The organism is Bifidobacterium merycicum DSM 6492, from assembly GCF_900129045.1.
Taxonomy (GTDB): Bacteria; Actinomycetota; Actinomycetes; order Actinomycetales; family Bifidobacteriaceae; genus Bifidobacterium; species Bifidobacterium merycicum.
Genome location: NZ_FQTX01000004.1, coordinates 132,863 through 145,121, shown reverse-complemented (window position 1 = coordinate 145,121; position 12,259 = coordinate 132,863). Strand labels below are relative to the sequence as shown.

At 55.6% G+C, this 12,259-nt stretch carries 8 protein-coding genes and 1 pseudogene; 6 read left to right on the top strand and 3 right to left on the bottom strand.

The features are described from left to right. Positions 1 to 129: 129 nt before the first annotated feature. The 3 genes from BUB29_RS07305 (at position 130) to BUB29_RS10120 (ending at position 3,970) form a co-directional block, all read left to right on the top strand. Positions 130 to 1,431, top strand: a complete 1,302-nt coding sequence (locus BUB29_RS07305) for a chitinase (RefSeq protein ID WP_033523201.1) — start codon at positions 130 to 132, stop codon at positions 1,429 to 1,431. Between the two features lie 221 nt (positions 1,432 to 1,652). After that, entirely contained in the window at positions 1,653 to 3,311 is a 1,659-nt protein-coding gene (locus tag BUB29_RS10125; RefSeq protein WP_234945710.1) for a diguanylate cyclase domain-containing protein, read from the top strand. 14 nt (positions 3,312 to 3,325) lie between these two features. Beyond that, positions 3,326 to 3,970, top strand: coding sequence for an EAL domain-containing protein (locus BUB29_RS10120; protein ID WP_234945709.1), 645 nt, complete (start codon positions 3,326 to 3,328; stop codon positions 3,968 to 3,970). 172 nt (positions 3,971 to 4,142) lie between these two features. Here the strand turns inward: BUB29_RS10120 and BUB29_RS07295 are convergent, their stop codons facing one another. After that, complete coding sequence (locus tag BUB29_RS07295) at positions 4,143 to 5,375, bottom strand: ROK family transcriptional regulator (RefSeq protein ID WP_033523202.1); 1,233 nt, start codon at positions 5,373 to 5,375, stop codon at positions 4,143 to 4,145. A 167-nt stretch (positions 5,376 to 5,542) separates the two neighbouring features. Between BUB29_RS07295 and BUB29_RS07290 the strand changes: the two genes are divergently transcribed. Beyond that, positions 5,543 to 7,063: a xylulokinase gene (locus BUB29_RS07290; protein ID WP_033523203.1), complete on the top strand. Its 1,521-nt coding sequence runs from the start codon at positions 5,543 to 5,545 to the stop codon at positions 7,061 to 7,063. A 212-nt stretch (positions 7,064 to 7,275) separates the two neighbouring features. Here BUB29_RS07290 and BUB29_RS07285 read toward each other — a convergent pair. Together BUB29_RS07285 and BUB29_RS07280 are read right to left on the bottom strand one after the other, a co-directional pair. Further along, positions 7,276 to 7,626, bottom strand: a pseudogene (locus BUB29_RS07285) (sugar O-acetyltransferase); the annotation flags it as partial. Positions 7,627 to 7,744: 118 nt separating this feature from the next. Further along, the gene (locus tag BUB29_RS07280) at positions 7,745 to 8,788 is read right to left on the bottom strand and encodes a sialate O-acetylesterase (protein ID WP_234945708.1); all 1,044 of its coding nucleotides are present in this window, start codon (positions 8,786 to 8,788) and stop codon (positions 7,745 to 7,747) included. Positions 8,789 to 9,459: 671 nt separating this feature from the next. Here BUB29_RS07280 and tet(W) point away from each other — a divergent pair. After that, positions 9,460 to 11,379, top strand: a complete 1,920-nt coding sequence (gene tet(W), locus BUB29_RS07270) for a tetracycline resistance ribosomal protection protein Tet(W) (protein ID WP_033523205.1) — start codon at positions 9,460 to 9,462, stop codon at positions 11,377 to 11,379. A gap of 174 nt (positions 11,380 to 11,553) precedes the next feature. Next, complete coding sequence (locus tag BUB29_RS07265; RefSeq protein WP_456318597.1) at positions 11,554 to 12,198, top strand: class I SAM-dependent methyltransferase; 645 nt, start codon at positions 11,554 to 11,556, stop codon at positions 12,196 to 12,198. Positions 12,199 to 12,259: the final 61 nt, after the last annotated feature.

The window sequence follows — 12,259 nt, the reverse complement described above, 5'->3', positions numbered from 1 at the left end:
CATAAATCCCACCGCAATAGGGGGTATAAGTCCCACCGTACACGCGATGATGCCAAACGGGAGATAAACCGCATGTCCATTTATCGCAGCCTCACGGATAACAAGACACAATCCACGAAAGGGGAAGCGATGAAAACCCCATTCCCGGGAAGGCGATTCTCCTTCCCCCGATTGCTTGTAGTCATCGCCTGCGCCGCGCTCATCGCGGCAGGCACCTGGTCATGGCTCACATTTACGCGAACCGCATCGGAAAAGCTGCCGGAACCTTGGTTCGGCGGCTACGTGGATGTGACCGCGACGCCATCGTACGAATTTGAATCCAAGGTAGGCAATGTCTACCGCAACATGATCCTCGGATTCGTCACCGCGAATGGGTGCCAGCCCAGCTGGGGCGGCTATTACAGCCTTGATGGGGCAGCATCCTTGCTTGATCTCGACAGCCGCATCGCGCAAACCTACAAGACGGACCGCACGGTCACCATCAGTTTCGGCGGGCAACGCGGCACCGAACTGGCCACCGCCTGCCCCAACGTCGATTCGCTCGCCAAGGCCTATCAGCAAGTGATCGACCGCTATCACGTCACTTCGCTCGATTTCGATATCGAAGGCTCGAATCTCGACGGATACAGCGAAGCCGCGACCCGACGGGCACAAGCGGTGGCGAAGCTTATCGCCAATGAGAAAACTAAAAGCAAAGGTGGAAACGCTTCCAATCTGACCATAAGCCTGACGCTACCGGCGGATGCCCGAGGCATGACTTTGCAAGGCATGCAAACCGTGGAAGCATTTCTTGATGCCGGAGTGACGTTGTCCTCCGTGAATCTCATGACCATGGATTTCAACGTGGCCTCCACGTCGATCACGCAATCCACCCTCATCAAAAGCTCATTGAACGCGGCCCAGGCGCAATACAAGACACTGCTGTACAGGCGCGGCAAACTGTTCAGCGACCACCAGATCTGGGAACTGCTCGGAGCGACCGTGCTCATCGGCCAGAATGACACCAAAAACGAATACTTCACGCTTGACAATGCGCGTGGAATCAACACCTTCGCGCTGGAAACGAGCCTAGGGCGCCTAAGCATGTGGTCACTGAACCGCGACCAGCAGTGCGGTGAGAACTACACGAACACGAACACGCTCAAAACGTTCTGCAGCGGCATGAAGCAGACGGACGGCGAATTCGCCAGCACATTGGGATCGGGATTCCGGGGTACTCCGGGCACAATCGTCGACTTCGACAACGCGAATTGGAATTCCTCCAAGCAGGCTTACCCCACGTGGGATCCCGGCACGCTATACAGGCAGGGCGACAAGGTGATCTGGAACGGTAACATCTACGAGTCGTTGGGCAACAACGAAAACGAGCGCCCGGACAGCGCAGAGGAAGGCACTAACGCGCCATGGCGCATCGTCGGCCCCGTGCTGTAGCAAGCACGTCGGAGAGGACACAACCGGCAGACCGTGATCACAGACCGACCGGCATTTCACAGCAAAGGAAGGGAATCGGGCAATCATGCGAGCGAAGCATCGAGCAGCCAACAACAAATATCTGCAAGGGGGGTGTCAGAAAGTCAACCAGACTTACCATCCTGGTCGTTATCTACACGCTGTTTCTCACAGTTACGATCATCGCGCATGCGAAAGAAGGCATGCGGCGATTCGCGGAGCAGCCAGTACTCATCGGCATATGGTCGGTGTGTTTCCTGCTCTGTCTGACCTATCACAAGAAACGCTCGACGTATCCCGTGTCGGCGGAGCACACCACGCTACCGTTGCTGACCGTGATGCTGCTGGTGACCGGCTATTTCTCCGACGTGGCGTTGTTCGTGATCATCGCCGTTATCATCACGTCGATCTTCACCGCACGCAGCATCACCGTCGGCATCCTACGCGCCGGAACCACGCTTGCACCGGTCCCTCTCATCAAAGGGCTGTTCGCCGATACGCCACAGGTGCTGGGAACCAGCATCAGCCCGCATTCCATCAACGCGGCACTCAGTACCTACCAATTCCGACATTGGTTGCTTCCTCTGCTAATCATGACCGTCGCGGTGCCGACCATCCGCCTTATCTGCGATATCGTCACGTTCTTTTTCGCGCAGATCCCAATCCGCAAAGCCATACACGAGTATTCACTATCGCATACGCTTGCCATGATGTTGGCCGATCTCATGGCGATCGTATGGATTCCCGATATCCTGCAGTTCGCCAATATCGGCACGAGCCCCGCAACTGTGCTTTCGGTATCCATACTGATGCTGATCGCCTATTCGCTGCTGCTGATGGCCATCAACACGTTGAACCGGCTGGCACGATCCAAGAACGCGCTGAAAAGCATCGCGAACGTGAGCGACGCGTTGCCGTTGCCGGACCAGGCGCCTGAGGAAACCGTCGTGCGTCGCATCAACCGCGGGCTCATCAGCATGCGCTGTTTCGTCAGTGATACGAATGATCTCAATAGGAGATGGCATTCCTACCGATACTCCGAACCGATTTCCACCGGCTCCAGGCAGTATTACCTTGCGATAGAACGCAGCGTATGGAACCGTCCGTTCATGTCGACCGACGAGACGATATTGCTTACCTGCGGCGAAATACTTACCGAATCGTTGCGCGTGGGCAAGACGGTGAAGCTGCTGCGCACCGAAGCGGAAACGGATGCGCTGACCGGAGCGCTCACCTACCGTGCGTTCATCGGGCATCTCAAGAGTCTGCAGACCGAGAACGTGCACAATCTGGTTGCGGTGGTGTACTTCGGCGTGGAGCATCTTCGTGCCGTCAATGAACATTACGGACGCAGAATCGCTAACACCGTGCTGCGATCCGTGAGCATGCGTCTGAGCCGGCTGATGCCGGAAAACGCTACGCTCTCACGTGTCAGCGGCGCGGAATTCGCCATGATCATCACCAATGTGACGTCCACCGACGACGTGGAGGAATTGACCGTGCGCATGCGCAATCTCGCCGTCATGCCGGTATATACCGAAGAAGGCGAAGTTTCCGTGGATGTGTCGAGCAGCATCTCGTTCTCGAACGAGACCGACGGATTCTCGGTGTTGTTCGCCGACGCGAATGCGCATATCTACGAATCGGAAAGCGCCAATCTGTCCGTCGTCGATGACGCCGAGGCCGTCCTGGCCATGCAAAACGGTTCCGGCGACTACTTCAACGCGTCCGATGTGCTTCGCAGTGCAATCGAGAACAATACCGTTTCCGTGCTGTACCAACCGATTTTCAACGTGAACACCAAACGCATCGTTTCGTTGGACACGATCGTGCGCGTGCACGATAAAAAAGGCGCACGCTGACGCCCTATTTCGTGATGGCGGAAGCGTACCGACTCGGCATGAGCGCGCAGCTGACGCTCGACGTGTTGGACACCTGCGTGAAGGACATGACCGATTTCCGCAAGGTGGCCCCGGAGCTTGACATCGTGGGTATCTACATGAACGGTTCCGAGTTGACCAATTCCAGATTCCACGAGCGATTGGAACAGCTGACCCATGAGCAGCCGCATCTGCGTTTCGGGCTGCAGATGGGATCGCATGCTATTCATGTGTTACACGATGAAGCGGATGACGAAGTCACCGATCTCGCCGCACTGCCGAATGTCAAGCTTGGGCTGATCCATGCCGGCACCACGTATTCCGAAATCGCCGCGTTTGCGCGTCTGCCGTTGGACTTCGCGCAATTCGACGAGACGATGGTCCGCGAATTCCGTGTGCCCCGTGCCATGCAGATCATGCAGCACGCGTTGAACATTTCGCGCGACAATGGCGCGTACCAAGTGGTGTTCAACGGTGTGGAAACGCCGGAGCAGGTGGACTTCATCCGTTCCATCGGAGGCTCGCTTGTCGAAGGCACGCTATTGTGCAATGCGATGAGCGCCAACGAGTTCCTGATGCGTCTTGAGACTATGGGTACGGTATTGCCCGATGCCGCATTGCCGCAAGCAGAACAGGCATAGATCTGAGCATTGGCACCCCTGTTCCCCTAGCACGCATGGCCCGCCACTCTCGCCGGGCCTTCGTGAACGCACATGACTGAACAGCGAAAGCATTCCACGCAAACCCGATGATTGCGCGAATCGCACGTAAGCCGTCACGGATTCACAAAGAACCGTTTTTCGTTCGCGGGTATCACACCCTGTCGGCGATGAATGCCAGCGGATTGTCGATGAACCTGCGCAGTCCGACCTCCGCGGCACCATACAGCGCAGGATGGTCGGCAACAGGCGGCATGGACACGCTCACCTGCATATCCGAAGCGCCCAGCACCTGCTCCTGCAGACGGGACTCAAGCAGCTCATAGAACGATTGGCCGAAATTGATCCACCAACCGCCCAACAGTACGGTATCGACGTCAGCCAGGTTCACCGCCGAGGCGATGGCCGAAACCAGCGCATCGATGCCACGTTCAACGGCCTTCACCGCCTGCGCGTCATCGGCATGCCACGCATCCAGCAACCTATCCAACGCTGCGACACTGGCGGCATTGTTGCCGCTTGCCACACCAGACGCCTCCACCAGCGCACGGCGACCGGCATATGCTTCCAGGCAGCCCTTTCTTCCGCACCGGCACACCGGACCATCCAACGAGACCGAGGTGTGACCGATTTCGCCGGCGAACCCGTGAGATCCCGTCACTACCTCGCCGTCACGCACAATGGCTCCGCCGATGCCGATATCGCAGGACAGATAAATAAAGGAGTCAGTGCAGTCCACGGCATCGAGGAAATCCGCACGGGCGCATGCATAGCCGGGGATCTGCGCAATAGCCGCCATCTTTGCCTCATTGCCGGAATGCACGTCGCAGCGACGCATAACCTCGAACTGCATCAGATCGACATTTTCCCAACCAAGATTGCGTGCCATAAGCAGTTGCTTCTTGGACGTGACCAAGCCAGGCAGCGCACAAGCGACACCGGCAACAGTGCACCCCTTGCGCTTGAGCTGGCGTTCCATAGCCGTGACCATGGTGTCGAGTCTGTCGAACACATCCTCCGGGGCAACGCCGCTCATATCGGCATCCACCCACTCGTACGCGAGCGTATCGCGATTGATATCCAGCGCCACACAGCCGTATCCGTCGGTATTAACCTGCATGCCGATGCCGCACATCTTGCCGCCACCCAGCGCGAGCGGCGTGGATGGACGCCCATAGCTGGACGAGTTCTGCGGCTCGCCTTCCTTGACGATGCCCGCTTCAATCAGCAGCGACACCAGCAACGACATCGTTGCCTTGGTCAAACCGGTCTCCTTGGCGAGAGCGGCCCGGCTCATCGGCGTGGAGGCGCGCAATAGCGTGTCGATCACCACGGAAAGATTGTGATTGCGTAGATCATCCTGATTGATTCTGCGAAGAGATGTCATAGCTAGTCCCGTCCCTGCCCTGTTCCTACGCTGCCATATCGCATAAATTCCCCGAACCGACGTTCCGGAGCCTTTCCTGATGCTACACTACTATAATATAGTTTATTCGTCTAACTATTAGCCGTGCGCCATCGACGAGCGGCATATGCAAGGAGGCAACACAACCCATGGCAAAGACTCTGGTGGCTGGCGTCGACACCTCGACGCAGTCCTGCAAGGTACGCGTAACAGACGCCGAAACCGGCGAATTGGTGCGTTTCGGCCAAGCCAAGCACCCGAACGGCACGTCCATCGACCCCGCATACTGGTGGGATGCGTTCCAGGAGGCCGCGCAGCAGGCAGGCGGACTGGACGACGTATCCGCACTGGCCGTGGGCGGCCAACAGCACGGCATGGTGATTCTCGACGGCCAAGGCAACGTGATTCGCGACGCCATGCTGTGGAACGACACCAGCTCCGCCCCGCAGGCTGCCGCTCTGATCGAGAAGCTCGGCGCCGCTCCGGCACAGAACGGCGAACCGGAAGACCCGATCACCCGCGGCAAGCAGCGCTGGGTCAAGGCCGTGGGATCCTCCCCCGTCGCCTCCTATACGCTGACCAAGGTGGCATGGGTCGCCGAAAACGAACCCGAAAACGCCAAGAAGATCGCAGCAATCTGCCTGCCACACGACTGGCTGAGCTGGCGCATCGCCGGCTACGGGCCAGTTGCCGAAGGCGAGGACGCCCATCTCGACGCCCTGTTCACCGACCGCTCCGACGCATCCGGCACCATCTACTACGACGCCGCCCGTAACGAATACCGTCGTGATCTGATCGCCATGGTGCTCGAAGCCGCCGAAGGCGCCGAAGCGGCGCAAGCGCATGCCGACGCCATTGTGCTACCCACTGTACTGGGCCCGCGAGAGGCGGCGCCGGTCAAAGCCGATCCGGCCATCGCCGGCAAGAGCGTCGAGGGGGGCTGCGCACTCGCACCGGGCGGCGGCGACAACGCCATGGCCTCGCTGGGCCTGGGCATGAGCGTCGGCGACGTTTCCGTGTCCCTCGGCACCTCCGGCGTGGCCGCGGCCATCTCCGAGAATCCGACCTATGATCTGACGGGCGCCGTGTCCGGCTTCGCCGATTGCACCGGCCACTATCTGCCGCTCGCCTGCACCATCAACGGCTCGCGCATCCTCGACGCCGGACGCGCCGCGCTTGGCGTCGATTACGACGAACTGGCCAAGCTGGCCTTCGCCTCGAAGCCGGGAGCAGGCGGCATCACGCTGGTGCCGTATTTCGACGGCGAGCGCACCCCGAACCGTCCGGACGCCACCGCCACGCTGTCCGGCCTAACCCTGGCCAACACCACACGCGAGAATCTGGCCCGCGCCTTCGTCGAGGGCCTGTTGTGCTCCCAACGCGACTGCCTGGAGCTTATTCGCTCCCTGGGCACGCAGATCAAGCGCATCCTGCTCATCGGCGGCGGCGCGAAGTCCGAGGCGATCCGCACGCTGGCGCCGAGCATCTTCGGCATGGACGTGACCCGTCCGACCACCGATGAGTATGTGGCCATCGGCGCCGCACGCCAAGCGGCCTGGGTGCTTTCCGGCGAAACTGAGCCTCCGGCATGGAAGCTCACCATCGACGGCAGGGAAACCGGCGAGCCGACCGAGGCCGTGTATGAGGCCTACGCCAAGGCCCGCGGCTAAGCTATTCGCTGAATCAGTATAGGGCCGGGAAGCTCCTTAACGGCGGAGCTTCCCGGCCCTATACTGATTCAGAGCTATACTCTTAACAACCGGGTGACAACATGAACGACAGCTTCCATACGAGGCTTTACGCGATCACCTGCATCGCTTGCATCGCATGGCTGGTGCAATCGGTCTCATCCAACCCTCAAAGACGGCACACTGGCAACGGCGCCAAGTGTCACGTATCCACCGCCGCACACCATGAAATCCTTGTTGAGGAACGTACCACGGCCGATGGTCAATCCGATGCCGTAGTCGACGTTGAACGGCGGAGTGAACTGCACACCCTCCCCCGCATCGGGAACAAGCTCGTGGAATAGGCGGTAAGCCTCGTCCGGATCGTCGAAGAAGATGCGGTTAATCGTGGCGCAGGTACGCATGGCCTCGCCAGTAAATTTCGGCAGCGACTTCGATTTGCGGTATTGCGTCGACTTGCCGGCGAACAGCCTGGTCGGATCCTCGTCGGACGCGATCAGCGCCTTCGTCTCCTTCGCCGCGAAATTCGCCCAATACCGAATCATGACACGAGACAAATCGTAATGCGCCAACGGGAAGGCTTGGCATAGGGGATGCCACGGGTAATTACAAAAGTCCGTATCGGAGAATCCATCGACGAGTCCTTGTCGAAGCGCGACCTGCCTACGCATGAATCCCCTTATCATCGTCCGTGGGCAATGTCAGGCGGAACGGCGGAATCAGCATGCCGTCGCCGTCGCAGATGAGCCCGGATTCCGGATTGTTGCTCCACGCGTACCGCACCTCATCTGGCCTGCGCGCCGTCATGCGCGCCACGATATCACAGCCGTCCAGCCATGCCTCGGCCCGCGCGGATGTGGCGCAGTCACGCCATAGAAATTCGATTTCCTGGGGAACGTCACCATCCAACGTCATCAGCCGGCGGCTCTCCGATCGGATCCGCTCGTCCGAGCGACTCCGCCACACACAGTGCATCCGCAACAGATCTCCGCAGACCTCGATGGTTTCCACGGCCGGTTGAGGCTGAGCCTGGCGACCGTATACCAAATCCATCGCGGCATTGAACACGCGATCCGCGACGAGCTTCTTGTCATACGGATGCAGATCGTTACCCTCGCCGGCGTCAAGCGTCACCACTGTCGCAACGTTTTCAAGTTCGTTTGCGACGTTCCACTCCTGTTCGCGGACGAGCGGCCAGCCTCCATCCTCAATGGCGTCGATGTCGAATTTTGGAAGCTGGACGATCAGAAACGGCATATCCGGCTGATGCCATTTGACGCGCCACAATTGAATCATGGCCTTCAGCTCGTCACCATATTGCATGGCGCGATCGCCGGTATTCGATTCGCCCTGATACCACAGCACGGCCCGCACCGCATATGGAAAACACGGGGCGAGCATGGCGTTGTACAGGCCGGTCGGCTTCCATCTGACGAAATCCTCGAATGGGCAATCGCGGTCAGCTTCGGCGGTCACGGCATACTGCCAAATGCCGGACAGGTCGAAGATATCGTCTCCGATGGTCAGTGTCATCCGTTTGCCGGGCGTCACACGGCCGCCGGGCCGTTCAACGACCAGACGCATGCGGATTTCGTTCGCGCCGGCGCGCAACACGCCGACTGCGACCGGATAGTCCCGCGGCTCATACACATTGCTCCGCCCACCGACCAACACACCATTGACCCACGTATGGTCGGCATCATTCATGGTGCCCAGACGCAATGCTCATGTACGGTAAGGAAGCAAGCAACCGAAAACAAGAGATAGACCGCCAGCACTACACTATTCCGAACCAAAGACCAAAAGATAAGCATTGTGGGAAAATCTAAACTTTTGGATTTTCCTACAATGCCAACTACGGCGGAATCCCTCCCACTCCTTATATCTTTCTGTATACATTGAATTTGTATTTAGTAAAATGCAGACAACACCACGGATCGGCTTTTGGTTGGACAATTCCAACCAAACACCACAGCAGACAGCAGAAAACATTCTGAACGCTAGGAAGCCGGTATGATTGTTACATATAAGGGGAAGAAAAATTTCTTTTAGGTACTTGCTTTCCTAAAACTGATGTGATACAATGATTTAATCCAGAAAAGGAGTAAAAAATATGCGGCAAGGTATTCTTAAATAAAACTATAATCAAATAGTGGGAACAAAGGATTATGATAGCTCCTTTTGTAGGGGCTTAGTTTTTTGTACCCAATTTAAGAATACTTTTGCCTTATCAATTTTGACATATCCCCAAAAACAGCAATCACAAACAGGTGTATGCTGTATATGTGTATGTCCGCAACTTATAATCCCCAGTGGTAAAAGTATTTTACTGCTGGGGATTTTTATGCCCTTTGGGGCTGTAAAGGGAGTACAATCACATGAAAATAATCAATATTGGAATTCTTGCCCATGTAGACGCTGGAAAGACGACCTTGACGGAGAGCCTGCTATATGCCAGCGGAGCCATTTCAGAACCGGGGAGCGTCGAAAAAGGGACAACGAGGACGGACACCATGTTTTTGGAGCGGCAGCGTGGGATTACCATTCAAGCGGCAGTCACTTCCTTCCAGTGGCACAGATGTAAAGTCAACATTGTGGATACGCCCGGCCACATGGATTTTTTGGCGGAGGTGTACCGCTCTTTGGCTGTTTTAGATGGGGCCATCTTGGTGATCTCCGCTAAAGATGGCGTGCAGGCCCAGACCCGTATTCTGTTCCATGCCCTGCGGAAAATGAACATTCCCACCGTTATCTTTATCAACAAGATCGACCAGGCTGGCGTTGATTTGCAGAGCGTGGTTCAGTCTGTTCGGGATAAGCTCTCCGCCGATATTATCATCAAGCAGACGGTGTCGCTGTCCCCGGAAATAGTCCTGGAGGAAAATACCGACATAGAAGCATGGGATGCGGTCATCGAAAATAACGATAAATTATTGGAAAAGTATATCGCAGGAGAACCAATCAGCCGGGAAAAACTTGTGCGGGAGGAACAGCGGCGGGTTCAAGACGCCTCCCTGTTCCCGGTCTATTATGGCAGCGCCAAAAAGGGCCTTGGCATTCAACCGTTGATGGATGCGGTGACAGGGCTGTTCCAACCGATTGGGGAACAGGGGAGCGCCGCCCTATGCGGCAGCGTTTTCAAGGTGGAGTATACAGATTGCGGCCAGCGGCGTGTCTATCTACGGCTATACAGCGGAACGCTGCGCCTGCGGGATACGGTGGCCCTGGCCGGGAGAGAAAAGCTGAAAATCACAGAGATGCGTATTCCATCCAAAGGGGAAATTGTTCGGACAGACACCGCTTATCCGGGTGAAATTGTTATCCTTCCCAGCGACAGCGTGAGGTTAAACGATGTATTAGGGGACCCAACCCGGCTCCCTCGTAAAAGGTGGCGTGAGGACCCCCTCCCCATGCTGCGGACGTCGATTGCGCCGAAAACGGCAGCGCAAAGAGAACGGCTGCTGGACGCTCTTACGCAACTTGCGGATACTGACCCGCTTTTGCGCTGCGAGGTGGATTCCATCACCCATGAGATCATTCTTTCTTTTTTGGGCCGGGTGCAGTTGGAGGTTGTTTCCGCTTTGCTGTCGGAAAAATACAAGCTTGAAACAGTGGTAAAGGAACCCACCGTCATTTATATGGAGCGGCCGCTCAAAGCAGCCAGCCACACCATCCATATCGAGGTGCCGCCCAACCCGTTTTGGGCATCCATCGGACTGTCTGTTACACCACTCCCGCTTGGCTCCGGTGTACAATACGAGAGCCGGGTTTCGCTGGGATACTTGAACCAGAGTTTTCAAAACGCTGTCAGGGATGGTATCCGTTACGGGCTGGAGCAGGGCTTGTTCGGCTGGAACGTAACGGACTGTAAGATTTGCTTTGAATACGGGCTTTATTACAGTCCGGTCAGCACGCCGGCGGACTTCCGCTCATTGGCCCCGATTGTATTGGAACAGGCATTGAAGGAATCAGGGACGCAACTGCTGGAACCTTATCTCTCCTTCACCCTCTATGCGCCCCGGGAATATCTTTCCAGGGCTTATCATGATGCACCGAAATACTGTGCCACCATCGAAACGGTCCAGGTAAAAAAGGATGAAGTTGTCTTTACTGGCGAGATTCCCGCCCGCTGTATACAGGCATACCGTACTGATCTGGCCTTTTACACCAACGGGCAGAGCGTATGCCTTACAGAGCTGAAAGGATATCAGGCCGCTGTCGGTCAGCCGGTCATCCAGCCCCGCCGTCCAAACAGCCGCCTGGACAAGGTGCGCCATATGTTTCAGAAGGTAATGTAAAGATACATAATCGTCAAGACGGCAACAATCAGAAGTTATGGAGGGTAACAATGGAATATAGTAAGGAAGATTTAATGGAAGCAAAAAAGCAAATTTGGGGAGTGGGAGAGAACATGGGAACAGAGGAAAGTAAAAAAAATCTGGGAGGAGAACGCACAATTTTGGGATAATGCAATGGGTGACGAATCTAATGAATTTCACAGAGAGGTAGTGCGTCCCAAAGTAACGGAACTTCTATCTCCTAATCCTGCGGATTACATTTTGGATATTGCGTGTGGCAATGGAAATTATTCTTCGTATCTTGCACAAAGAGGCGCTTCGGTTGTCGCTTTTGATTACAGCAAAAAAATGATAGAATTGGCTAAAAGACGGCAATCACAATATGCAAAACAAATTGAATTTTGTGTGGCGGATGCGACCGATAGAAAAAGTATATTAGAATTAAAAAGAAATCGAGCCTTTACGAAAGCAGTTTCTAATATGGCAATTATGGATATTACGGACATTGAACCACTTCTTATGGCTGTTTATGAACTGTTGCAGGAAAGCGGAATTTTTGTCTTTGCAACGCAACACCCTTGTTTTGTCACGTTGACTGAAAAATATATGACACCGCACAGTTACTATGATATAGCGATTGAAGGGCAACCGAAAGAGCAGATTTATTATCATCGTTCCATACAAGATATTTTTAACCTTTGTTTTAGAGCTGGATTTGTCATTGATGGATTTTATGAAGAATGTTTCAAAACCAACAAAGAAATTCCTATGGTAATGATAGTAAGGCTTAAGAAGGTAAAACGTGATAGCTTAAAATAAATTCAAGTTTGTCGGGTAAATAGCAAACCCAGCCGAGCCAGTCAACGATAAAATGAACGCC

Bases quoted from the DNA above. Each gene is read 5' to 3' on its own strand.
- BUB29_RS07305 (WP_033523201.1), top strand. From the start codon at position 130: ATGAAAACCCCATTCCCGGGAAGGCGATTCTCCTTCCCCCGATTGCTT.
- BUB29_RS10125 (WP_234945710.1), top strand. From the start codon at position 1,653: ATGCGGCGATTCGCGGAGCAGCCAGTACTCATCGGCATATGGTCGGTG.
- BUB29_RS10120 (WP_234945709.1), top strand. From the start codon at position 3,326: ATGGCGGAAGCGTACCGACTCGGCATGAGCGCGCAGCTGACGCTCGAC.
- BUB29_RS07295 (WP_033523202.1), bottom strand. From the start codon at position 5,375: ATGACATCTCTTCGCAGAATCAATCAGGATGATCTACGCAATCACAAT.
- BUB29_RS07290 (WP_033523203.1), top strand. From the start codon at position 5,543: ATGGCAAAGACTCTGGTGGCTGGCGTCGACACCTCGACGCAGTCCTGC.
- BUB29_RS07280 (WP_234945708.1), bottom strand. From the start codon at position 8,788: ATGAATGATGCCGACCATACGTGGGTCAATGGTGTGTTGGTCGGTGGG.
- BUB29_RS07265 (WP_456318597.1), top strand. From the start codon at position 11,554: ATGGGTGACGAATCTAATGAATTTCACAGAGAGGTAGTGCGTCCCAAA.